The organism is Streptomyces sp. NBC_00090, assembly GCF_045160815.1.
GTDB lineage: Bacteria > Actinomycetota > Actinomycetes > Streptomycetales > Streptomycetaceae > Streptomyces.
The window spans coordinates 6,452,521-6,477,051 of record NZ_CP108224.1 but is presented as its reverse complement, the minus strand read 5'-3'; the positions used below and the strand labels follow the sequence as shown (position 1 = coordinate 6,477,051).

The window sequence follows — 24,531 nt, the reverse complement described above, 5'->3', positions numbered from 1 at the left end:
GTGGGCGGGTGCACGATGGGGGACATGGTCAGGTCCGCGCTCGACTCGTTCTCCCCCGCGACCCGTGCTTGGTTCACGGGGGCCTTCACCGCGCCCACGGCCGCGCAGGAGGGGGCCTGGAAGGCCATCGGCGCGGGTTCCGACGTGCTCGTCGTCGCGCCGACCGGCTCGGGCAAGACGCTGGCCGCCTTCCTCGCGTCCCTGGACCGGCTGGCGTCGTCGCCCCTGCCGGCCGAGCCGAAGAAGCGCTGCCGCGTGCTGTACGTGTCGCCGCTGAAGGCGCTCGCGGTGGACGTCGAGCGGAATCTGCGCTCCCCACTGACCGGCATCCGGCAGGAGTCGGTCCGGCTCGGGCTGCCCGAGCCGGACGTCCGGGTCGGCATCCGTTCCGGTGACACCCCGGCCGCCGAGCGCCGGAGCCTCGCGACCCGGCCGCCGGACATCCTGATCACCACCCCCGAGTCGCTGTTCCTGATGCTCACCTCCGCCGCCCGCGAGGCCCTGTCGGGCGTGGAGACGGTGATCCTGGACGAGGTCCACGCGGTCGCGGGCACCAAGCGGGGGGCGCACCTGGCGCTCTCCCTGGAGCGGCTCGACGAGCTGCTGCCCCGGCCCGCGCGCCGGATCGGCCTGTCGGCCACGGTCCGCCCGGTGGACGAGGTGGCCCGCTATCTCTCCCCGGGGCGCGCGGTGGAGATCGTCCAGCCGCCGTCGGGGAAGGAGTTCGACCTCTCCGTCGTGGTCCCCGTCGAGGACATGGGCGAGCTGGGAGGCTCCCCGGCCTCCGAGGGCAAGGACGGCGGCGACAAACCGTCGATCTGGCCGCACGTCGAGGAGCGGATCGCCGACCTCGTCCAGGCCCACCGTTCGACGATCGTCTTCGCGAACTCCCGGCGGCTGGCCGAGCGCCTGTGCAACCGGCTCAACGAGATCGCGTACGAGCGGGCGACCGGCGAGCCGCTCCCCGAGGGCTCTCCCCCGGCCGAGGTCATGGCCCAGTCGGGGGCGGCTCGGGGTGCCCCGCCGCTGCTCGCCCGCGCCCACCACGGTTCGGTGTCGAAGGAGCAGCGCGCCCAGGTGGAGGAGGACCTCAAGGCGGGCCGGCTGCCCGCGGTGGTGGCCACGTCCAGCCTGGAACTGGGCATCGACATGGGCGCGGTCGACCTGGTGGTGCAGGTCGAGTCGCCGCCTTCGGTCGCCTCCGGGCTCCAGCGCGTGGGGCGCGCAGGCCACCAGGTCGGCGCGGTCTCGACGGGCGTGGTCTTCCCCAAGTACCGGGGCGACCTGGTGCAGGCGGCGGTGGTCACGGAGCGGATGCGTTCCGGCTCGATCGAATCGATGCGGATCCCGGCCAATCCGCTGGACGTGCTGGCGCAGCAGCTGGTCGCGACGGTCGCGCTCGACACCTGGCAGGTGGACGAGCTGCTGGCGCTGGTGCGCCGGGCGGCGCCCTTCTCCTCGCTTCCGGAGTCGGCGTTCACGGGTGTGCTCGACATGCTCGCGGGCCGCTATCCGTCGGACGCCTTCGCCGAGCTGCGCCCGCGCGTGGTCTGGGACCGGGTCGCCGGGACGGTCACGGGCCGGCCGGGCGCGCAGAGACTCGCCGTCACCTCGGGCGGCACGATCCCGGACCGGGGCCTGTTCGGCGTGTTCCTCGCGGGCGCGGACCCGAAGAAGGGCGGGGGCCGGGTCGGCGAGCTCGACGAGGAGATGGTGTACGAGTCGCGGGTCGGCGACGTCTTCACGCTGGGCACCACGTCCTGGCGGATCGAGGACATCACCCGGGACCGGGTGCTCGTCTCCCCCGCTCCCGGGGTGCCGGGCCGGCTGCCGTTCTGGAAGGGCGACCAGCTCGGCCGTCCGCTCGAACTGGGCCGTGCGGTGGGCGCGTTCCTCCGGGAGCTCGGCGCCCTCGGGGCTGAGGACGCGCGGTTGCGGCTGATCGCCGCGGGCCTGGACGCCTGGGCCGCGGACAACGTCCTCGCGTACCTCTCCGAGCAGCGCGAGGCCTGCGGTCACGTCCCCGACGACCGGACGATCCTGGTCGAGCGGTTCCGGGACGAGCTCGGGGACTGGCGGGTCGTCATCCACTCGCCGTTCGGCGCGCAGGTGCACGCGCCCTGGGCGCTGGCGCTCGGCGCGCGGCTCGCCGAGCGGTACGGCATGGACGCGCAGGTGATGCACGCGGACGACGGGATCGTGCTGCGCCTTCCGGACGCGGACCTGATGGGCCTGGAAGCGGGCCTGGACATGGGGCTCGACCTCCTCGACCACGAGCCGGTCGACCCCGGCCGCCACCTCGACACGACGTACGACCCGGACAAGGCGCCCGTCGGCGCGGCCGACGCCCTCTTCGACAAGGGCGAGATCGGCCAGATCGTCACCGACCAGGTGGGCGGCTCCGCACTGTTCGCCTCCCGTTTCCGCGAGTGCGCCGCGCGCGCCCTGCTGCTGCCCAAGCGGAACCCGGGAAAGCGCACCCCCCTCTGGCAGCAGCGGCAGCGGGCGGCCCAGCTCCTCCAGGTGGCGAGCGAGTTCGGCTCCTTCCCGATCGTCCTGGAGGCCGTCCGCGAGTGCCTCCAGGACGTCTTCGACGTGCCCGGTCTGACCGAGCTGATGGGCGACATCGAGGCCCGCCGGGTCCGGCTCGTCGAGATCACCACCCCCGAGCCCTCCCCCTTCGCCCGCTCGCTGCTCTTCGGCTACGTGGCGCAGTTCCTGTACGAGGGCGACTCCCCGCTCGCCGAGCGGCGCGCGGCCGCGCTCTCCCTGGACTCCCGGCTCCTCGCGGAGCTGCTCGGCCAGGCGGAGCTGCGCGAGCTCCTCGACCCGGAGGTGCTGACCGAGCTGGAGCGGGAGCTCCAGTGGCTGACGGAGGACCGGCGGATCAAGGACGTGGAGGGCGTCGCCGACCTGCTGCGGGTCCTCGGCCCGCTCACCGACGCCGAACTCGGCGAGCGTGGCGCGGAGGCGGGCTGGGCGCCCGACCTCGCCCGGTCCCGGCGCGCGATCCGGGTCAGGATCGGAGGAGCCGACCACTGGGCGGCGATCGAGGACGCGGGGCGGCTCCGTGACGCCCTGGGCACGGCACTGCCGGTCGGTGTGCCCGAGGCCTTCACCGAGCCGGTGAAGGACCCGCTGGGCGACCTCCTGGCCCGCTTCGCGCGCACGCACGGCCCCTTCACCTCCTCGCAGGCCGCCGCCCGCTTCGGACTCGGCGCCGCCGTCACGGACGGCGCCCTCCAGCGGCTCGCCGCCGCCGGCCGGGTCGTCCAGGGCGAGTTCCATCCCTCCGGCATCGGCCAGGAGTGGTGCGACGCGGCCGTGCTGCGCCGGCTGCGCCGGCGTTCCCTCGCGGCCCTGCGCCACGAGCTGGAGCCGGTGCCCCCGGCGGCCCTCGCCACCTTCCTGCCCCAGTGGCAGCACCTGGGCGGCGGGGCCCTGCGCGGCATCGACGGCCTCGCCCGCGCGATCGAGCAGCTCCAGGGCGCTCCCGTGCCCGCCTCCGCCCTGGAGAAGCTGATCCTGCCGTCCCGCGTCCGGGACTACTCCCCGGCGCTGCTCGACGAGCTGACGACGACCGGCGAGGTGGTCTGGGCGGGCGCCGGATCGCTGCCCGGCAAGGACGGGTGGATCTCGCTCTACCTCGCGGACGCGGCGCCGCTCCTCCTCCCGCCGCCGCACCCGCTGGAGCTGTCCGCGCTGCACGAGTCGGTGCTCACCACCCTCTCCGGCGGGTACGGCCTGTTCTTCCGCCAGATCGCCGACCAGGTCCGCGCGACCACCCACCCGGACACGACCGACCCGCAGCTCGCCGACGCGCTCTGGGACCTGGCCTGGTCGGGTCGGCTCACCAACGACACCCTCGCCCCGCTGCGCTCGCTGCTCGGCTCGGGCCGCACCGCCGGGTCGACCGCCCACCGCGCGCGCCGCACGGTCCCGCGCGGCCGGTACGGCACGCTGAGCGCCGCCGCCCGCCCGGCGTCCCGCACGGGACCGCCGACGGTCTCCGGCCGCTGGTCGCTGCTGCCGGCCGTCGAGCCGGAGCCGACCCACCGGGCACACGCCCTCGCCCGCACCCTCCTGGACCGGCACGGCGTGGTCACCAGGGGCGCGGTGGCCGCCGAGGGCGTGGAGGGCGGCTTCTCGGCCACGTACCGCATCCTGTCCGCCTTCGAGGACAGCGGTCAGGCCCGGCGTGGCTATGTCGTGGAGGGCCTCGGCGCGGCCCAGTTCGCGATGGACGGGGCCGTGGACCGGCTGCGGGCCGCTGCGACGGCCCGCGACCGGGGCGCGGAGGCGGCGGCAGGCCCGCGCGCGCTGGTCCTCGCGGCGGCGGACCCGGCGAACGCGTACGGGGCGGCGCTGTCCTGGCCCGAGCCGCCGACCGGCGCCGGCCACAAGCCCGGCCGCAAGGCGGGCGCGATGGTGGTCCTCGTCGACGGCGAGCTCACGCTCTACATGGAGCGCGGCGGCAAGACGCTGCTGTCCTGGCCGTCCGAGCCCGACGACCCCGCCCTGACGGCGGCGGCCGAGGCGCTGGCGGCGTCGGCACGGGCGGGCGCGCTGGGCACGGTCACGGTGGAGCGGATCAACGGCGCCACGGCCCTGACCTCACCCCTCGCCCGCCCCCTGGAGACGGCTGGCTTCCTCGCCACCCCGAGAGGGCTCCGCCTACGCGCCTGAGGCCCGCGCCCCTCGCCCCCACTCCCCACTCCTCGCTCCCCACTCCCCGCTCCCCGCTCCCCGCTCCCCACGACCCGGCATCATGGAACCGTGCCCGAAGGAGACACCGTCTGGCAGGCCGCGCACCGCCTGCACACCGCGCTGGCCGGGCGGGTCCTGACCCGCTCGGACCTCCGGGTGCCCCGGTTCGCGACCGCCGACCTCACCGGCCGCACGGTCCTCGACGTCACCCCGCGCGGCAAGCACCTCCTCACCCGGATCGAGGGCGGTCTCACCCTCCACTCCCATCTGCGCATGGACGGCGCCTGGCGGGTGTTCGCCACCGGGGAGCGCCCGCGCGGCGGCCCCGACCACCAGATCCGGGCGATCCTCGGGAACGAGCAGTCCACCGCGTACGGCTACCGGCTCCCGGTCCTGGAGCTGATCCGTACCGCCGAGGAGTCCCGCGCGGTCGGCCACCTCGGCCCCGACCTCCTGGGCCCCGACTGGGACCCCGAGGAGGCCGTGCGGCGACTGCTCACCGATCCGGACCGGCCGCTCGGCGAGGCCCTGCTCGACCAGCGCAACCTCGCCGGCATCGGCAACGTGTACAAGTCGGAGCTGGCCTTCCTCGCCGCCGTCACGCCGTGGCTCCCCGTCGGCGACCTCGGCCCCGACGTCCCCGCCCGCCTGGTGGCGACCGCCCACCGCCTCCTGGAGGTGAACAAGGACCGCCCCGACCGGCGCACCACGACCACCCGGCGCCCCGGCACCCCACTCCACGTCTACGGCCGCGAGGGCCACGCCTGTCTGCGCTGCGGCGCCCGGATCCGGAAGGCGGAGCTCGGCGACCGGGTCACGTACTGGTGCCCCGGCTGCCAGCAGGGCCCCACCCGGGAAGACCTCGGCACCGACAACGACACCACACCCCACGCCAATTGACGATCCGTCAGATCTGGTCGTACGGTCCGGGCATGACCCTCTCGGCGTACGACCTCACCGGCCGCACCGCGTTCGTCACCGGCGCCGCGAGCGGGATCGGCCGCGCCACCGCGCTGCTCCTCGCCCGGGCCGGCGCGACCGTGCACTGCGCGGACCGCGACGAGCACGGCCTGAAGGAGACCGCGGCGCTCGTCACCGGCGCGGGAGGCGCAGCGCACGCGCACACCCTGGACGTCACCGACCGGACCGCCCTGGCCGCCGCGGTCCGTTCCGCGGGCCCCCTCCACGTCATGGCGGCCGTCGCCGGGATCATGCACACGAGTACGGTCCTGGAGACCCGCGACGAGGACCTCGACCGCGTCCTCGCCGTCAACTTCAAGGGGGTTCTGTACGCCTGTCAGGAGGCGGCCCGTTCGATGATCGCCTCCGGCACCGCCGGCTCGATCGTCACGATGGCCTCGGGCGCGATGGACACCGCGAGCCCCGGCCTCGTCTGCTACAGCGTCGCCAAGGCGGCCGTCGTCCAGCTGACGAAGACGCTGGCGGTGGAGGTCGGCCGGCACGGCATCCGGGTCAACGCGGTGGCCCCGGGCTGGATCCGCACCCCCATGACGGACCGCCACGAGCCGGCCGCCCAGCAGCAGGCGGAGGCCGCGATGATCCGTCACTCGCCGCTGGGCCGGGTGGGTGAGGCGGAGGACATCGCCCACGCGGTCCTGCATCTCGCCTGCGACGCCTCCTCGTTCACGACGGGGCAGATCCTGCGCCCCAACGGCGGCGTCGCGATGCCTTGGTGACACTTCGCGCGGACGCGCCCGGCCTCCGCGACGAGGCGGCGACGTGCACCGGCAGCAGGCTCAGTCCCCAGCCGCCCGCGGCCACCGCCCCCTCGACCGGGCCGGCCTCCCCTGGCACGAGGAGCAGGCGCAGCACCGCCCACCACCAGAGCCCCCCGGCCACCAGCCCGATCGCGATCAGCGCGAGCGTCACCGGCGGAACACGTCGCCGTACCATGGCCGCCTCCTGCGGTCGACGCTAGACCGGCAGGATCACCCTGCGGGAGGGCGCACGGGAAGCAGACCCGGCGCACACCGCACGTATCGCCATGGGAACCCCGGCCACCGGCTCCACCTGGCCCTAGACGCTCTCCGCCTGGAACATCCACGCGTGCTTCTCGAGGTCGCCCGTCAGACCGATGAGGATGTCCTGGCTGATCGGGTCGGGGTCGCCGGTCGCGTCGATCCTCTCCCGCATGCGGGTGATGACCGCTCCCAGCGCGGCGACCAGGATCTTGACCGCATCGACGTCCTTGATCCACCCTTCCGGAACCGTTCCGATGGCACTGGACGAGGCCACCGTCGCCGAGCGCCCGTCCGGGTTGACGCCGAGCGCGGAGGCACGCTCCGCCACGGTGTCGGAGTGCAGCCGTGCGGTGTCGACGACCTCGTCGAGCTGCAGATGGACGGAGCGGAAGCGCGGACCGACGACGTTCCAGTGCACCTGCTTGGCGACGAGGGCGAGGTCGACCAGATCGACCAGCGCCCCCTGGAGCGCGTTGCCGACCGTCTTGAGGTCGGCCTCGGACAGCGGGCTCTTCACGACAGACATGCGGGATCTCCAACCAGTCGTACGTTCCCCCCACCATGGCACGCCTCACCGGAACCCGGCATCTCAAACAAATCGCCCGAAATCTCGGATCGAGCAGGTACCGGGCAGGTACCGGGGAGAAGACCCGGAAGGAGCCCCGGAAAGAGACCCGTCAGTGAACCGGAACGAGAAAAGCCCCGGCAGGCGCCCACAACGGGGCACCGACCGGGGCTTCGCCCCACTTCGGTTCAGGCAGCGACGACGTCCACCGCTTCCGCGGGCGCCTTGATGGTCACCCGCCCGGTGGGCACACCGGCCACCGACGTCACCGACACCGAATTGAGCATCGGGCGTACCGGCGTCGGCACCGGTTCGCTCGCCGCTGCCGACTCGGCCAGTTCGGCCAGTGACAGCTCGTCGCTCACTTCACGCATGAGCTCGGACATCCGTACGTCCAGCGCGTCGCAGATCGCGGAGAGCAGCTCGGAGGAAGCCTCCTTCTGCCCCCGCTCCACCTCGGAGAGATAGCCGAGCGAGACTCGGGCGGACGAGGAGACTTCGCGCAGAGTACGGCCTTGGCGCTGGCGCTGCCGACGCAGCACGTCACCCAACAGGCGACGGAGCAGAATCATCGGTGGCTCCCTCCTCGGACCGCGTAGCCGCATCCTTCACGCCCCACCGTACCGCCTCGCGCTGCGGCCGTGCGGGGAGCGATGTCGTGTTCACTCAGGGCTGCAAACATCAATTCCCCCCGTTCCGTTCCGTATCCTGTGCCCGCGCATTTCCCGAGAGTTCCTCACGGAGCAGTGCCAACACGCTCCGTACACTCTCTCTACGGATTTCCGCGCGGTCGCCGTTCAACCTCAACGAGACCACTTTCCCGGCTCCGGCGCCCGCTCCGGTCGGCCCCGCGACCGCCACGTAGACGGTTCCGACGGCCTGTCCGTCCTGCGGTTCGGGCCCCGCGACGCCGGTCGTCGAGATCCCCCAGTCGGCACCCAGCCGGGCCCGCGCACCGGCCGCCATCTGCAGCGCGACCTCCGGGTCGACCGCGCCGCGCTCCGCGAGGAGGGCACGGTCGACACCCAGGAGTTCGTGCTTGAGGACCGTGGCGTAGGCCGTGACCGACCCCCGGAAAGTTTTCGAGGCTCCGGGTACGCCGGTGAGCTCGGCGGCCACCAGACCACCCGTGAGCGACTCCGCGGCGGCCAGCGTGTGACCACGCTCCGCGAGCAGTGCCAGCACCCGGGCGGCCTCGGTCATCGCGTCGCCGCCTCCGACCGCGCGGCCGCCCGCTCCTCCGCGAGGCCCTGGCGGCGCAGAACGACCGCCTGTCGCACATAGTCCAGACCGGTGACGACCGTCAGCACGACGGCCACCACCATCACCCAGAAGCGCAGGGTGGCCAGTGGACCGGTGAGCATGAGGACGTACATGCCGACCGCCGTCCCCTGGGCGAGCGTCTTCATCTTGCCGCCGCGGCTCGCCGGGATGATCCCGTGCCGGATCACCCAGAACCGCATCAGGGTGATCCCCAGCTCGCGGGCCAGGATGACCCCGGTCACCCACCAGGGCAGGTCGCCCAGCACGGAGAGGCTGATGAGACCGGCGGCCATGATCGCCTTGTCGGCGATCGGGTCGGCGATCTTCCCGAAGTCGGTGACGAGGTTGTAGGCACGGGCCAGGTGCCCGTCGAAGACGTCCGTGATCATGGCCACGGCGAACGCGGCCCAGGCCCAGGCGCGCCAGGCGGGGTCGTGACCGCCGTCCTGGAACAGGAGCACCACGAAGGCCGGCACGAGTACGAGCCGGATCATGGTGAGGATGTTGGCGATGTTCCACAGGCTGGCCTGGTTGACGGCCGCAGTGCCCAGCTTTCCGCGGGGCGCCGGCCTACCGGTCCCGCCCGTCGCGGATGCCGGGACTCCGGTCATCTGGCTGCCTCCTCGAAAAGACACTCGGCCACCAGGTCGACGCCTTCCGTGCCGACGACCTTCGCCCTGACCATACGGCCCGGAGCCAGGTCGGGGCTCGTACCGTCGGCCGTGGTGAGGACCACCTGGCCGTCGGTCTCGGGCGCCTGGTGGGCGGCGCGGCCGATCCAGCCGTCCTCCTCGTCGACGGACTCGACGAGTACTTCCAGGGTCTCTCCGATCCGCTCCTCCGCGCGCTGCGCGGTGAGCTCCTCGGCGAGCCGGGAGAGGTGGGCGAGCCGCTCGTCGACGACGTCCTGGTCGAGCTTGTGCTCGTACGTGGCGGCCTCGGTGCCGTCCTCGTCGGAGTATCCGAAGACACCGACGGCGTCGAGCCGGGCGTGGGTGACGAAGCGTTCCAGCTCGGCGAAGTCCGCCTCGGTCTCGCCGGGGAAGCCGACGATGAAGTTGGAGCGGGCACCGGCCGTCGGGGCCTTGGACCGGATGGTCTCCAGGAGCTCCAGGAAGCGGTCGGTGTCGCCGAAGCGGCGCATGGCCCGCAGCACGTCCGGGGCGCTGTGCTGGAACGAGAGGTCGAAGTAGGGCGCGACCTTCTCGGTCGAGGTGAGGACGTCGATGAGACCGGGGCGCATCTCGGCGGGCTGGAGGTAGCTGACCCGGACGCGCTCGATGCCGTCGACGGAGGCCAGGTCGGGCAGCAGGCTCTCCAGGAGCCGGATGTCGCCGAGGTCCTTGCCGTACGAGGTGTTGTTCTCGGAGACCAGCATGATCTCCTTCACGCCCTGCTCGGCGAGCCAGCGCGTCTCGTTGAGCACGTCCGAGGGACGGCGCGAGACGAAGGAGCCCCGGAAGGACGGGATGGCGCAGAAGGAGCAGCGGCGGTCGCAGCCGGAGGCGAGCTTCACGGAGGCGACGGGGCTGGTGTCCAGCCGGCGGCGGAGCGGCGCGCGCGGCCCGGAGGCGGGCGCGATCCCCTCGGGAAGGTCGGTCAGGTCGGCCGGTACGCTCTCGGGCTCCTCGACGGCGCCGTGTCCCGGCAGGGCCACGGCCGCGGCGGCCGCCTGGCGCTCCACGGGCGAGAGCGGCAGCAGCTTGCGCCGGTCACGCGGGGTGTGGGCCTCGACACTGCCACCGCTGAGGATGGTCTGGAGGCGGTTGGAGATGTCGGCGTAGTCGTCGAAGCCCAGGACGCCGTCGGCCTCCGGGAGGGCGTCGGCGAGCTCCTTGCCGTACCGCTCGGCCATGCAGCCGACGGCGACGACGGCCTGGGTCTTGCCGTGGTCCTTCAGATCATTGGCTTCGAGGAGGGCGTCGACGGAGTCCTTCTTGGCGGCTTCGACGAATCCACAGGTGTTGACGACGGCGACATCCGCGTCTTCGGCGTTCTCGACGAGCTCCCAGCCGTCCGCTGCCAAGCGGCCTGCAAGCTCCTCCGAGTCCACCTCGTTACGGGCGCAGCCAAGAGTGACAAGGGCGACGGTACGGCGTTCGGGCATGGACTCAAGACTACTTCGTCCCGGCCGTTACCCCGTCGCGCAGGGTTCACCTGCGCGACAGAGGTCACATCACGGGCCCGAGGGGTCCTGGTGGATCATCCGGCCTCGGGGTCGCCCTTGGTGTAGGTGAGCCGCTCGACCTGGCCGGATTCGAACTTCTCCTCCACCTTCTTGCCGTTGACGTGCAGCTCGATGGCGCCGGCGTTGCCCAGCACCAGGTCGATCCGCTCGTCGTCCTGGAAGGTCTTGGACTCGCCCTCCAGGAGGAGGCCGTCGAAGAGCAGCTTCCCGTCGTGGGCCTTGGCCGAGATCCAGCTCTTGCCGTCGACGGCGGTGAGCTTGACCGTGACCTTGTCCTGCGGGACCGCGGCGATCGCGCTCTCCGTCGGCTTCGGGGCCACGGGCTTGACCGGCTTCGGCTTCGCGGCCGAGGTCGCCTTCTCCGGCGCCGGGGCCGGGCCGCCGTCGGCCGCGGTGGTGCCCTTGGGAGCCTCGTTCCCGTCGAACATCGTGAAGCCGACGAAACCGACGACGGCGACGATGGCCGCGACCATCGCGGCGGTCCAGTTGGGCCGCCGCGGCTCGGGGCGGATACGTTCCGCCTCGAAGAGCGGGGCGGCGGGGGTGGGCGCAGGACGGCCACCGTGCTCGGCGTCGTACTGCTCGATCAGCTGAGCCGGATCGAGACCGACGGCGCGCGCGAGGGTGCGGATGTGACCGCGGGCGTAGACGTCGCCGCCGCAGCGCGAGAAGTCGTCCTCCTCGATCGCGTGCACGATCGGAATCCGGACACGGGTGGAGGCACTGACCTCTTCGACGGTGAGACCGGCGGCGATTCGGGCCTGCTGGAGAGTGCGACCGATCGCGTCCCGGTCGTCTGCCGGGAACGTCCGGTCGTCTTCGGGGGAGTTGCCGATGGACACGAGAGCGCCTTTCGAGCGTGTAGCCACCTGCTGGACGTTCAGTCTATGGGTGGTACGAAAGGGTGGGGCAACCGGGCGGGTGCTGTTTGTACGCCATGAGGCTGGGACATCCTTCTGTCCCACCGTCCAACTTGACGTGCGGGCAGGGGAAACGGTTGCCCACTGTTCCCTTACGAGTGAGTCTCGGCCCGGTCTCGATCGGGTACGCCGGTCTCGGCCGGATGGTCCTGCCGACCGCCAGGCCGACCTCGACTCGCCTGTCCCGACCGCGTACCCCGTCCCCCCGCCGCTACTCCCCCGACTCCCCGCGGATCACGGCCAGCACCCCGTCCAGCTCGTCCGGCTTCACCAGCACGTCCCGCGCCTTCGAGCCCTCGCTCGGCCCGACGATGTTCCGCGACTCCATCAGGTCCATCAGCCGGCCGGCCTTCGCGAAGCCGACGCGCAGCTTGCGCTGGAGCATCGACGTCGAGCCGAACTGCGTCGAGACGACCAGTTCGGCGGCCTGGCACAGCAGGTCGAGGTCGTCGCCGATGTCCTCGTCGATCTCCTTCTTCTGCCGGGTGCCGACGGTGACGTCCTCCCGGAAGACGGGCGTCATCTGGTCCTTGCAGTGCTGTACGACCGCCGCGACCTCGTGCTCGGTGACGAAGGCACCCTGCATGCGGGTCGGCTTGTTCGCGCCCATCGGCAGGAAGAGCCCGTCGCCCTTGCCGATGAGCTTCTCGGCGCCGGGCTGGTCCAGGATGACCCGGCTGTCGGCGAGCGAGGAGGTGGCGAAGGCGAGCCGCGAGGGCACGTTCGCCTTGATGAGGCCGGTGACGACGTCCACCGACGGCCGCTGGGTGGCGAGGACGAGGTGGATGCCGGCGGCGCGGGCCAACTGGGTGATGCGGACGATCGAGTCCTCGACGTCCCTCGGCGCGACCATCATCAGGTCGGCGAGCTCGTCGACGATGACCAGGAGGTACGGGTAGGGGTTGAGCTCGCGCTGACTGCCCTCGGGCAGCTTGATCTTCCCGTCCCGGATGGCCTGGTTGAAGTCGTCGATGTGCCGGAAGCCGAAGGCCGCCAGGTCGTCGTAGCGGAGGTCCATCTCCTTCACCACCCACTGGAGGGCCTCGGCGGCCCGCTTGGGGTTGGTGATGATCGGGGTGATCAGGTGCGGGATGCCCTCGTAGGCGGTGAGTTCGACCCGCTTGGGGTCGACGAGGACCATCCGGACGTCCTCGGGGGTCGCTCTTATCATCACCGAGGTGATCAGGCAGTTGATGCAGGAGGACTTGCCGGAGCCGGTGGCGCCCGCGACCAGGATGTGCGGCATCTTCGCCAGGTTGGCCATCACGTAGCCGCCCTCGACGTCCTTGCCGAGCGCGACCAGCATCGGGTGGTCGTCACCCGCCGCGTCCGCGAGCCGCAGCACGTCCCCGAGGTTGACCATCTCGCGGTCGCTGTTCGGGATCTCGATGCCGACCGCCGACTTGCCGGGGATCGGCGAGATGATCCGCACGTCCGGGGAGGCCACGGCGTACGCGATGTTCTTCGTCAGGGCCGTGATCTTCTCGACCTTCACGGCGGGGCCGAGCTCGACCTCGTACCGCGTGACCGTCGGACCGCGGGTGAAGCCGGTGACGGCCGCGTCGACCTTGAACTCGGTGAAGACGTTGGAGAGCGACTCCACGACGGCGTCGTTGGCCGCGCTGCGCGTCTTTCCGGGCCCGCCGCGCTCCAGCAGGTCCATCGACGGCAGCGAGTACGTGATGTCACCGGACAGCTGGAGCTGCTCGGCCCGGGGCGGCAGATCGGTCGGCTCGGGCGCGGGCTTGGTCAGATCGGGTACGCCCCCGCCGGAGCGCCGCTCGCCCCCGCGCGCCGACGGCACGGGCGGTCCGGCCGGCTTGGGCGGGGCCGCGGGCCCGGCGCTCTCCCCGGCGGCGGCCACGGCGGCATCCCGCTCGGCGGTGACGTCCCTGGTCAGGTCGGCGACGATCGGCGACGGCGGCATGCCGTTGAGCACCGCGCCGTCGAGGGCGGCGGCCGCGGCGGCGGCGACGTCCACCGGGTCCATGCCGTGGTCGAAGGAAGCCGGCGCGGCGGAGCGGCGCGGGCCGCGTCCGCTGCGCCGCCCCAGGAGCTCCGCCTCGGCCCGGTCCACGTCGTACGGCTCCGCCGGCCCGGACGCCCGGCGACGGGCGGGGCGGGCGGTCCGCGGCGCGGCCTCGCGCCACCCCTCGTCGTACCCCTCGTACCCCTCGTGCCGTTCGTACCCCTCGGCCTCGGCCGGCTCGTCGGCGGGTTCGACGATGCCGAGCCGGGCGCCGAGGGCGCGCAGCCGCTGTGGGATGGCGTTGACCGGGGTGGCGGTGACGACGAGCAGGCCGAAGATCGTGAGCAGCACCAGCATCGGTACGGCGAGGACCTCGCCCATCATGAAGACGAGGGGCTGGGACGCGGCCCAGCCGATGAGACCGCCCGCGTCCTGCATGGCCTCGGTCCCGTCACCGCGGCCCGGTGAACCGCACGCGATGTGGACCTGGCCGAGGACGCCGATGACGAGGGCGGAGAGCCCGATGACGATCCGGCCGTTGGCCTCGGGCTTCTCCGGGTAGAGCATCAGCCGGCCGCCGATCGCCCCGAGGAGCAGCGGCACCAGCAGATCGAGCCGGCCGAAGGCCCCGGTGACCAGCATCTCGACGAGGTCGCCGACCGGGCCGCGCAGATTGGACCAGGTGCCCGCGGCGACGATCAGCGCGACGCCGAGCAGGAGCAGCGCGAGCCCGTCCTTGCGGTGCGCCGGGTCGAGGCCCTTGGCTCCGCGCCCTATCCCCCGGAACATCGCCCCTACCGCGTTGGCGAGGCCGAGCCAGATTCCGCGGACGAGCCGGTAGACGCCTCCGGTGGGCGACGGGGCCGGGCGGGGCGGGGCCTTCTTCGCGGCGGGCTTCCGCGCGGGCGGGCGCTTGGCGGGCGCGGCCTTCTTGGCCGCCGCCTTCTTCGCGGGCGGCTTGGCGGGCGGCTTGGCGGGGGACTTCGCGGGCGCCGCTTTCTTCGCGACGCCCGTCGTCCGGCCGGCGCGCGGCTTTGCGGTGCCCGCCGTGCCCTGGGAACCCTTGCCGGACGTACGTGAAGCCATGATGCTGAGGTTACCGGTGAGGGGACGGGCTGTCCGCCTCACCCGATCGTGTCGTCCTTGCAGGGGTGCGAAGCTGACGCCGGATCACCAGGCTCCGCCGGTTGACGGAACGTCAACTCTGGGCGGGCAGCGTAGGCGCGGCGCCGGTGCCCGGCTCCAGGGCGTCCAGAGCCCGCCGCAGCCCGGTGAGCTTGCGCTCCAGGTGCGCGGCGGTGGCGACGGCCGCCGCGTCGGCGGAGTCGTCGTCGAGCTGCTTCGACAGCGCCTCCGCCTGCTCCTCGACGGCGGCGAGGCGGGCCGAGAGCTCGGCGAGCAGACCGGCGGACTCCTTGCCGTGACCGCCCTCCGCGCCGCCCTCCAACTGCAGCCGCAGCAGGGCGGCCTGCTCGCGCAGCTTGCAGTTCTTCATGTAGAGCTCGACGAAGACCGAGACCTTGGCGCGCAGCACCCACGGGTCGAAGGGCTTCGAGATGTAGTCGACCGCGCCGGCCGCGTACCCCCGGAAGGTGTGGTGGGGGCCGTGGTTGATGGCGGTGAGGAAGATGATCGGGATGTCCCGGGTCCGCTCACGCCGCTTGATGTGCGCCGCGGTCTCGAAACCGTCCATTCCCGGCATCTGGACGTCCAGCAGGATGACCGCGAAGTCGTCCGTCAGCAGCGCCTTGAGCGCTTCCTCCCCGGACGATGCCCGCACCAGCGTCTGATCGAGCGCGGAGAGAATGGCCTCCAGCGCCAGCAGATTCTCCGGCCGGTCATCGACCAGGAGGATCTTGGCCTTCTGCACCATGCCCCGTCCTCCTCGTCCCGGCAACGGCTCACCCCGGCTCCCCGAACCGAGGGAAGCACCGGGCGCCGCCCCAGAAGACGACTCCCTAGCGCCGTCCGTCCTTGTGCCGGTCATCGTAGCCGCACCCCGCCCGTCGCCACACCCTGTCACCGCGATGTCACTGTGCACGTAGCAGAAACGCGGTGGGAGACCAGAAGGTTCCCCGTATCCCGCCCTCTCACACGCCTGTGGCGACAGCCCGTCAGCGGAACCGGGGGGCCCGCGCGGAGCACCGCGCGGACCCCCGGGCCGGAGTCACTTCCCCCGCATCCACTGTTCCATGACGGACAGCAGGTGATCGGGGTCGACCGGCTTGGTCACGTAGTCCGAGGCGCCCGACTCGATCGCCTTCTCCCGGTCGCCCTTCATCGCCTTCGCCGTCAGCGCGATGATCGGCAGCCCCGCGAACTGCGGCATCCGCCGGATCGCGGTCGTCGTCGCGTATCCGTCCATCTCCGGCATCATGATGTCCATGAGCACGACCGTGACGTCATCGTGCTGCTCCAGGACCTCGATGCCCTCGCGCCCGTTCTCCGCGTACAGCACCGCGAGACCGTGCTGCTCCAGGACGCTCGTGAGCGCGAACACGTTACGGATGTCGTCGTCCACGATCAGCACCTTCTCGCCCGAGAAGCCGAACGTACGACGCGGCACGACCTCCGCCTCCGGTTCCCCCCGGTCCGCGGCGGCCTGCTGACCCGACTGCCACGGCACCGCGGTCCGCGCCCCGGTCGCCTCCGCCGCGGCCTTCCGCCGGTGCCGGAACAGCGCCCCGGCCCCGGACCGCGCCTCCGTCCGTACGGGCGGCGGCGGGAAGTGCGGGAAGGTGTGGACGGCCCCGCTCGCCCCGTCCTCGGCGCCCTGCTGGTCCTCGGCCTCCGACGCCCCCTGCCCGTAGCCGTTCGACTGCAGCTCCGTCGGGCTCAGCGGCAGGTAGAGCGTGAAGGTCGAGCCGCGGCCCGGCTCGCTCGCCGCGAAGATCTCGCCGCCGAGCAGCCGTGCGATCTCCCGGCTGATCGAGAGCCCCAGACCCGTACCGCCGTACTTCCGGCTGGTCGTGCCGTCGGCCTGCTTGAACGCCTCGAAGATGACCCGCATCTTGCTCGCCGCGATCCCGATCCCGGTGTCGGTGACCGAGAACGCGATCAGATCGGCCTCCGGATCGCGCAGCGAACCGGCCTCCAGGAGCTGCTCGCGGATCGACTGCGGCACGTCCGCGCTCGCCGGCCGGATCACCAGCTCCACCGCACCGGAATCCGTGAACTTCACCGCGTTGGAGAGGAGGTTGCGCAGCACCTGGAGCAGCCGCTGCTCGTCGGTGTGGAGCGTGGCCGGCAGCTCGGGCGAGACCCGCACCGAGAAGTCGAGCCCCTTCTCCGCCGTGAGCGGCCGGAAGGTGGCCTCCACGTAGTCGACGAGCTGGACGAGCGCGATCCGCGTCGGCGAGACGTCCATCTTGCCCGCCTCGACCTTGGACAGGTCGAGGATGTCGTTGATCAGCTGGAGCAGGTCCGAACCGGCACCGTGGATGGTCTCCGCGAACTCGACCTGCTTCGGCGTGAGGTTGGTCTCGGCGTTGTCCGCGAGCAGCTTGGCCAGGATCAGCAGCGAGTTGAGCGGCGTACGCAGCTCGTGCGACATGTTGGCCAGGAACTCGGACTTGTACCGCATGGAGACGGCGAGCTGCTCGGCACGCTCCTCCAGGACCTGCCGGGCCTCCTCGATCTCGGTGTTCTTCACCTCGATGTCGCGGTTCTGCCGGGCCAGCAGCTCGGCCTTCTCCTCCAGCTCCAGGTTGGAGCCCTGGAGCTCCTTCTGACGGTGCTCCAGCTCGGCCGAACGCTCCTTCAGCTGCTCGGTGAGCTCCTGCGACTGCTGGAGCAGCACCTCGGTCTTGGTGTTGACGCTGATGGTGTTGACGGTGGTCGCGATCAGCTCGGCGATCTGGTTGAGGAAGTCCCGCTGGATCTGCGTGAACGGCTGGAACGAGGCCAGCTCGATCACCCCGAGGACCTTGCCCTCGAAGAGCACCGGAAGCACGATCACATGCGCGGGCGAGGCCTCCCCGAGCCCCGAGGAGATCTTCAGATAGCCCGGCGGCACATTGACCTGGATGGTCCGCTTCTCCTCGGCGGCCGTCCCGATGAGCGTCTCGCCGGGGCGGAACGAGGTCGGCATGGACCCGGTGGAGTATCCGTAACTCCCGCGCATCCGCAGCTCGTACGAGCCGTCGCCCTCACCGACGAGTTCGGCGTCGCTGTGGGCGGAGCCCGTCGGCATGGCCACGAAGAAGGCGCCGTGCTGCGCCGAGACCACCGGCGTCAGCTCGCTCATGATGAGCGAGGCCACGTCGTCGAGGTCCCGGCGGCCCTGCATGAGGCCGGAGATACGGGCCAGGTTGCTCTTGAGCCAGTCCTGCTCGTCGTTGGCGAGGGTGGTGTCGCGCAGGTTGGCGATCATCGTGTTGATGTTGTCCTGGAGCGCCTGGATCTCGCCGGCCGCGTCCACACCGTCGATCTTGACGTTGAGGTCACCGCGGGTCACCGCGGTGGCGACGGCCGCGATGGCCCGCACCTGCCGGGTGAGGTTCCCGGCCATCTCGTTCACGGACTCGGTGAGATCGCTCCAGGTGCCCTCCACGTCCCGGACCCGGGCCTGGCCGCCGAGCTGCCCGTCGGTGCCCACCTCGCGGGCCACGCGGGTGACCTCCTCGGCGAAGTTCGACAGCTGGTCGACCATCGTGTTGATGGTGTTCTTCAGCTCCTGGATCTCACCGCGCGCGTCGATGTCGATCTTCTTGGTGAGGTCGCCCTTGGCGATGGCGGTGGTGACGGCGGCGATCTGCCGCACCTGACCGGTGAGGTTGTCGGCCATCGAGTTCACCGACTCGGTCAGGTCCTTCCAGGTGCCGGAGACACCCGGCACCCGGGCCTGGCCGCCCAGCTCGCCCTCCGTACCCACCTCGCGGGCCACCCGCGTGACCTCGTCCGCGAAGGACGACAGGGTCGTCACCATGGTGTTGACGGTCTCGGCGAGCTCGGCGACCTCGCCCCGCGCCTCGACCGTCACCTTCTTCGTCAGATCGCCGTTGGCGACCGCCGCCGAGACCCGGGAGATGTTCCGCACCTGACTGGTCAGGTTGTTGGCCATCAGGTTGACGTTGTCGCTCAGGTCCTTCCAGGTACCGGTGACCCCGCGCACCCGCGCCTGGCCGCCGAGGATGCCCTCCGTACCCACCTCACGGGCCACCCGCGTGACCTCGTCCGCGAAGTTCGACAGCTGGTCGACCATCGTGTTGACCGTCGTCACCAGCTCCAGGATTTCGCCCCGGGCGTCCACCGTGATCTTCTTGGAGAGGTCGCCCATCGCGACCGCCGTCGTGACCTCGGCGATGTTGCGCACCTGGATCGTCAGGTTGTTCGCCATGAAGTTCACCGACTGGGTGAGGTCCTTCCAGGTGCCGGAGACCCCCTGCACCTCGGCCTGACCACCCAGGATTCCCTCGGTGCCCACCTCACGGGCCACCCGCGTCACCTGCTCGGCGAAGTTCGAGAGCTGGTCCACCATCGTGTTGAGGGTGTTCTTCAGCTCCAGGATCTCGCCCCGCGCGTCCACGTCGATCTTCTGCGACAGGTCACCACGGGCGACCGCCGTGGCGACCTGCGCGATGTTACGGACCTGGGTCGTCAGGTTCCCGGCCATGCCGTTCACCGAGTCCGTCAGATCACGCCACACCCCGGCCACGCCCGGCACCTGCGCCTGACCGCCGAGCCGGCCGTCCGTACCCACCTCACGGGCCACCCGGGTCACCTGGTCCGCGAAGGCGGAGAGCTGGTCGACCATCGTGTTGATGGTGTTCTTCAGCTCCAGGATCTCGCCCCGCGCGTCCACGTCGATCTTCTGCGACAGGTCACCACGGGCCACGGCCGTCGTCACCTGCGCGATCTGCCGCACCTGCGACGTCAGGTTGCCGGCCATGAAGTTCACGGAGTCCGTGAGCTCCCGCCAGCGACCGGAGACGCCGTCCACCCGCGCCTGACCCCCGAGCCGGCCCTCGGTACCCACGTCCCGCGCCATCCGCGTCACCTGGTCCGCGAAGGACGAGAGCTGCGACACCATCGTGTTGACGGTGTTCTTCAGCTCCAGCATCTCGCCGGCCACGTCGACCGTGACCTTCTGCGACAGGTCACCGTTGGCCACCGCCGTCGTCACCTGCGCGATGTCCCGCACCTGACCGGTCAGGTTCCGGAAGGCCGTGTTCACCGAGTCGGTGAGGTCCTTCCAGGTACCCGCCGCGCCCGGCACCTCGGCCTGACCGCCGAGCAGACCCTCGACCCCGACCTCCCGGGCCACCCGGGTCACCTCGGAACCGAAGGCCGACAGCTGGTCCACCATCGTGTTGACGGTGTTCTTCAGCTCCAGCATCTCGCCGGCCACGTCGACCGTGACCTTCTGCGACAGGTCACCGTTGGCCACCGCCGTCGTCACCTGCGCGATGTCCCGCACCTGCGTGGTGATGTTCCGGAAGACGGTGTTGACCGAGTCCGTGAGGTCCTTCCACGTACCCGCCGCGCCCGGCACCTGCGCCTGACCGCCGAGCAGACCCTGCGCCCCGACCTCACCGGAGACCCGGGTCACCTCGTCGGCGAACGTCCGCAGCGTCTCGGTCATCTGGTTGATCGTGTCCGCGAGCTGCGCGATCTCACCGCGCGCGGAGACCCGCACCTTCTGCGACAGATCACCGTTGGCGACCGCGGTCGTCACCTCGGCGATCCCTCTCACCTGATTGGTGAGATTTCCCGCCATCGTGTTGACGGAATCGGTGAGGTCCTTCCAGACGCCCGCGACCCCGGCCACCTCGGCCTGGCCGCCGAGCTCGCCCTCCGTACCCACCTCACGGGCGACCCGGGTCACCTCGGAGGAGAACGACGACAGCTGGTCCACCATCCGGTTGACGGTGTTCTTCAGCTCCAGCATCTCGCCGGCGACGTTCGCGGTGACCTTCTGCGACAGGTCGCCGTCCGCGACCGCAGTCGTCACCAGCGCGATGTCCCGCACCTGGGCCGTCAGCCGGTTCGCCATCGTGTTGACCGAGTCCGTGAGGTCCTTCCACGAACCGGACACCCCGCGCACCTGCGCCTGCCCGCCCAGCTTGCCGTCCGTACCCACCTCGACGGCGACCCTCGTCACCTCGGAGGCGAAGACCGACAGCTGGTCGACGAGGTTGTTGGCGGTACGCGCGACCTTCAGGAACTCTCCGCGCAGCGGCCGTACGGCTCCGTCGGCACCCTCCGAACGCAGGTCCATCCGCTGGTCGAGGTCGCCCTCGGCCACCGCGGACAGGACCCGGCCCACCTCGGACACCGGCCGCGCCAGATCGTCCACCAGCGCGTTCGCGGCCTCGATCGCCGCGGCCCACGCCCCCTCGGTGGCCCCCGCCTCCAGCCGCTCGGACAGCTTGCCCTCGCGGCCGACCACCCGCCGGACCCGCGACAACTCGCCCGTCACGTGCATCTGCCGGTCCGCGACCTCGTTGAACACGGCGGAGATCTCCGCCATGACCCCGTCGCCGGACATCGTGAGCCGCTTGCGGAAGTTCCCGTCCCGCATCGACACCAGTGCGGCCAGCAACCGCTCCAGCGCCGCCTCGTCCACCTGGACCGTCCCCCCACGAGGACGCCCGCCCCTCGCGCGCGTGCCGCTGCCGCCACGTCGCGCCGCCGTGCCAGACTCCACCGTGTCCCTCCCGAAAGGGGTCGACCGTACGCTTCCGGCTCTCGCCGATAGCCTGCCCAGTGTTTCACCGCCACCGAACCAGGCGATAACAGTTCGGCAGCTTCGCACAGCGTCCCCACCCCCGGGGGACGGAAACTGTGATGACCGGCATCCGCGCGGACAGCGAAGGTAAGTAACCTGGCTTACGGCTGTCCAACCACCCCGGTCCGCCCGGCGGGGTCGGTGTGGTGTGCGCACGACCACCGGGCAGTGGGAGGGACAGACCGATCATGGCAGAACCGGGCGTCGAGACGCGTACGAGGAGTGCTGTGATCACCGCGCGGGCGACTGCCAGCTTCGAGCCCGTCGGGCGGTCCGTCGCGGCCGCCCGCGCCTTCGTCAGAGACACCCTCCAGGGCTGGGGGCACCCCGAGCTCGTCGACGACGCCGTCGTCCTGACCAGCGAGCTCGTCACCAACGCCGTCATCCACGCGGGCACCTCCGCCGAGGTCCTCTGCCTCCGCGCCGAGGACAGCATCCGCGTCGAGGTCGCCGACCGCTACCCCGAGCGCGAGATCCCCGTCCAGAACGGCCGCTCCCTGGGCAGCCCGGACCGCGAGAACGGCCGGGGCCTGCTGCTCTGCGCCGCCCTCGCGCACCGCTGGGGCGTCGACTACTCCCCCACCCGCAAGCACGTCTGGTTCCACCTCGACCTCCCCCAGCGCCCGGTGGGCACCCGCTCCGCCGGCCCCGTCCTCCCCGACGCCCTCCTCCCCGCCGCCGAGAGCCGCGTCCGCGTCGCCGTCACCCAGATCGACCGCGGTGGAGCCGTCACCGCCTGGAACGAGGACGCCGAGGAGCTCTTCGGCTACGCCTCCGACCAGGTCACCGGCAAGCCCCTCGGCGACCTCGCCGCCTGGCCGCACACCCCCGGCATCGGCACCGGCCTCGCCGAGGCCCTGCGCCTCTCCCGCTGGGAGGGCAGCTACGGCATCCGCTGCGCCGACGGCCGCGTCATCCCCGTCTACGCCTCCCACCTCCGGGTCCGCGACACCCAGGGCGAGCCCTCCACCGTCTGTCTCCTCGTACGGGAGCACGAGCGGGCCGTCCTCCAGACCCCGCAGCGCCCCGCCGCCGAACCGGGCTCCGAGAGCCGCGCCACGGACCCCTTCGAGGTCTTCATCGGCTCCCCGGCCCCCGACGACCTCGACGGCCTCCTCCAGCGCACGGTCGAGCGCGCCCGCGACATGCTCGACGGTGACGCCGCCTTCCTCCTGCTCGCCACCGACGACGAGACCGAGCTCGAAGTACGGGCGACCACCGGACTCCCGGCCGCCCGCCAGCGCTTCGCCCGCGTCCCCGTCGAGACCGGCGCCAGCCGCTACGGCTCCGCCAGGATGCCCGCCGTCCACGAGGACCTGGCGGCCGTCCCCGGCGCCGTCCCCCTCCTCGAAGGCACCGGCATGCGCTCGGTGGTCACCGTCCCGCTCAAGGTCGAGGGCCGGCTCACCGGTTCCCTGGGCGTGGCCGCGGAGTCCGCGAACCGCTATTCCAACGAGGAGGCCCTCCGCCTCCAGTTCGCCGCCGACCGCATCGCCCTGGCGGTCGAGTCGGCCCGCCTCGGCGAGCTCGAACGCCTCCGCCGCGGCTCACTCAGCTTCCTGGTCGAGGCCTCCGACCTCCTCGCCGGCACCCTCGACCGCGACCAGACCCTGGCCCTGATGGCCCAGATGACGGTCCCGACCCTCGCCACCTGGTGCGCGGTCTACACGATCGCCGACCAGGCCTCCGACCCGTACCTCTCGTACGTGCTCCACGAGGACGAGGACCGCATCGACGGCCTGAAGGACCTGCTCTCCTCGATCGCCCCGCCCGACCCGGTGCCGACCCCCGGCGCCCGGGTCTGGACGGCCCCCGGCGACGCCGCCCACCGAGCGGCGCTCAGCGCCTCGGTCCGCGCCCTCGACCACCCCACGAGCCCGCTCTCCTCCGGCATCGACACCACCCTGGCGACCGCGAGCACGGTCGCCGGCGAGACCGTCGTCCTGCCACTGGTCGCCCGTAACCGTGTCATCGGCATGCTGACCCTCGGCCGCCCCTCGGAGGACCACTTCCGCCAGGAGATCCTGGAGCTGGCCGAGGACCTCTCGCGCCGTGCCGCCCTGGCCCTGGACAACGCCCGCCTCTACTCGGAGCGCGTGGCGATCAGCCAGTCCCTCCAGCGCAGCCTCCTCCCGCCGGGCCTCCCGGTGATCCCCGGCGTCGAGGTAGACGTCATCTACCGCGCGGCCGGCGAGGGCAACGAGGTCGGCGGTGACTTCTACGACCTCTTCCCGATCCGCGACGGCGCGTACGGATTCGCCATCGGCGACGTCTGCGGTACGGGCCCGGAAGCCGCGGCCGTCACCGGCCTGGCCCGTCACGCCCTGCGCCTCCTGGCCCGGGAGGGTTTCAGCGGCCCGGCCGTCCTGGAGCGGCTCAACGCGGCGATCCTCGACGAGGGCGCCCGCAGCCGCTTCCTCACCCTGCTCTACGGGGAGATGCGGCCGCAGGAGGACGGCTCCGCGATCCTGAAGGTCGTCTGCGCGGGCCACCCCCTGCCGCTGCGCCTCCGCCAGGACGGCACGGTCGAGCCGGCGGCAGAGCCGCAGCCGCTCCTCGGTGTCATGGAGGACCTGGAGCTGTACGAGCAGACGATCACGCTCGACCCGGGCGACGTCCTCCTCTGTGTCACGGACGGAGTGACGGAGCGCCGCGAAGGCACCCGCATGCTGGGCGACGACGGCCTCGCCGAAGTCCTCAGGACGTGTACGGGCCTGACGGCCGGCGCGGTCGCCTCCCGTGTCCTCCGCGCGGTCGAGCGCTTCGCCCAGGCCCCCGCCTCCGACGACATGGCCATCCTGGCCATGCGCCTCCGAGAGCCCGACCTCCACTGACCCACTGATGTGGCGGCCCCCAACCGGGGCCGCCGCACCCCCACCCGCCACGCAAACGCAAAAAGGCCCCCGCCAAATGGCGGGGGCCTTTTCAAGTGGAGCCCTTTAACGGAATCGAACCGTTGACCTTCTCCTTACCATGGAGACGCTCTACCGACTGAGCTAAAAGGGCGGGTTGTTCGGCGGCGTCCTACTCTCCCACAGGGTCCCCCCTGCAGTACCATCGGCGCTGAAAGGCTTAGCTTCCGGGTTCGGAATGTAACCGGGCGTTTCCCTAACGCTATGACCACCGAAACACTATGAAGATATGAACCGCCGCACCACCCGAAGGGGGGCGTGTTCGTTACTTCAGAACTAACACAGTGGACGCGAGC

General features: G+C 71.7%; 14 protein-coding genes, 1 tRNA gene and 1 rRNA gene. 4 read left to right on the top strand and 12 right to left on the bottom strand.

What is annotated here, in order from left to right:
* Positions 1-24 precede the first annotated feature (24 nt).
* The 3 genes from OG361_RS29090 (at position 25) to OG361_RS29080 (ending at position 6,404) form a co-directional block, all read left to right on the top strand.
* Complete coding sequence (locus OG361_RS29090; protein ID WP_405858155.1) at positions 25-4,686, top strand: DEAD/DEAH box helicase; 4,662 nt, start codon at positions 25-27, stop codon at positions 4,684-4,686.
* 90 nt (positions 4,687-4,776) lie between these two features.
* Positions 4,777-5,607, top strand: a complete 831-nt coding sequence (locus OG361_RS29085; RefSeq protein WP_405858153.1) for an Fpg/Nei family DNA glycosylase — start codon at positions 4,777-4,779, stop codon at positions 5,605-5,607.
* 32 nt (positions 5,608-5,639) lie between these two features.
* Positions 5,640-6,404, top strand: coding sequence for an SDR family NAD(P)-dependent oxidoreductase (locus tag OG361_RS29080; RefSeq protein WP_405858151.1), 765 nt, complete (start codon positions 5,640-5,642; stop codon positions 6,402-6,404).
* Here OG361_RS29080 and OG361_RS29075 read toward each other — a convergent pair.
* The 10 genes from OG361_RS29075 to OG361_RS29030 all read right to left on the bottom strand — a co-directional run bounded on the left by OG361_RS29075 (position 6,352) and on the right by OG361_RS29030 (position 21,242).
* A complete protein-coding gene (locus tag OG361_RS29075) occupies positions 6,352-6,621 on the bottom strand; it encodes a hypothetical protein (protein ID WP_405858149.1) in 270 nt (89 codons plus the stop codon). The genes OG361_RS29080 and OG361_RS29075 overlap by 53 nt on opposite strands.
* 123 nt (positions 6,622-6,744) lie before the next feature.
* A complete protein-coding gene (locus tag OG361_RS29070; RefSeq protein WP_405858147.1) occupies positions 6,745-7,215 on the bottom strand; it encodes a Dps family protein in 471 nt (156 codons plus the stop codon).
* 227 nt (positions 7,216-7,442) lie between these two features.
* Positions 7,443-7,826, bottom strand: a complete 384-nt coding sequence (locus OG361_RS29065) for a helix-turn-helix domain-containing protein (RefSeq protein WP_024758922.1) — start codon at positions 7,824-7,826, stop codon at positions 7,443-7,445.
* A gap of 109 nt (positions 7,827-7,935) precedes the next feature.
* Positions 7,936-8,457, bottom strand: a complete 522-nt coding sequence (locus OG361_RS29060) for a CinA family protein (RefSeq protein ID WP_405858145.1) — start codon at positions 8,455-8,457, stop codon at positions 7,936-7,938.
* Entirely contained in the window at positions 8,454-9,128 is a 675-nt protein-coding gene (gene pgsA / locus OG361_RS29055) for a CDP-diacylglycerol--glycerol-3-phosphate 3-phosphatidyltransferase (protein ID WP_384568950.1), read from the bottom strand. Before pgsA ends, OG361_RS29060 begins: the two co-directional genes overlap by 4 nt.
* A complete protein-coding gene (gene rimO / locus OG361_RS29050; RefSeq protein ID WP_405858143.1) occupies positions 9,125-10,624 on the bottom strand; it encodes a 30S ribosomal protein S12 methylthiotransferase RimO in 1,500 nt (499 codons plus the stop codon). The genes pgsA and rimO overlap by 4 nt, the downstream gene beginning before the upstream one ends.
* Before the next feature lie 95 nt (positions 10,625-10,719).
* Entirely contained in the window at positions 10,720-11,547 is an 828-nt protein-coding gene (locus OG361_RS29045) for a helix-turn-helix domain-containing protein (protein WP_405858141.1), read from the bottom strand.
* 289 nt (positions 11,548-11,836) lie between these two features.
* Positions 11,837-14,680, bottom strand: coding sequence for a DNA translocase FtsK (locus OG361_RS29040; RefSeq protein WP_405858139.1), 2,844 nt, complete (start codon positions 14,678-14,680; stop codon positions 11,837-11,839).
* A gap of 112 nt (positions 14,681-14,792) precedes the next feature.
* Complete coding sequence (locus OG361_RS29035) at positions 14,793-15,467, bottom strand: two-component system response regulator (RefSeq protein WP_383801202.1); 675 nt, start codon at positions 15,465-15,467, stop codon at positions 14,793-14,795.
* A gap of 294 nt (positions 15,468-15,761) precedes the next feature.
* Complete coding sequence (locus tag OG361_RS29030) at positions 15,762-21,242, bottom strand: HAMP domain-containing protein (RefSeq protein ID WP_405858136.1); 5,481 nt, start codon at positions 21,240-21,242, stop codon at positions 15,762-15,764.
* A gap of 269 nt (positions 21,243-21,511) precedes the next feature.
* On the opposite strand from OG361_RS29030, the gene OG361_RS29025 reads away from it, so the two are divergent.
* The gene (locus OG361_RS29025; protein ID WP_405858134.1) at positions 21,512-24,157 is read left to right on the top strand and encodes a SpoIIE family protein phosphatase; all 2,646 of its coding nucleotides are present in this window, start codon (positions 21,512-21,514) and stop codon (positions 24,155-24,157) included.
* A gap of 96 nt (positions 24,158-24,253) precedes the next feature.
* Here OG361_RS29025 and OG361_RS29020 read toward each other — a convergent pair.
* Positions 24,254-24,329 (bottom strand) — tRNA-Thr (locus OG361_RS29020).
* A gap of 5 nt (positions 24,330-24,334) precedes the next feature.
* A 5S ribosomal RNA gene (gene rrf, locus OG361_RS29015) occupies positions 24,335-24,451 on the bottom strand.
* Between the last annotated feature and the right edge of the window lie 80 nt (positions 24,452-24,531).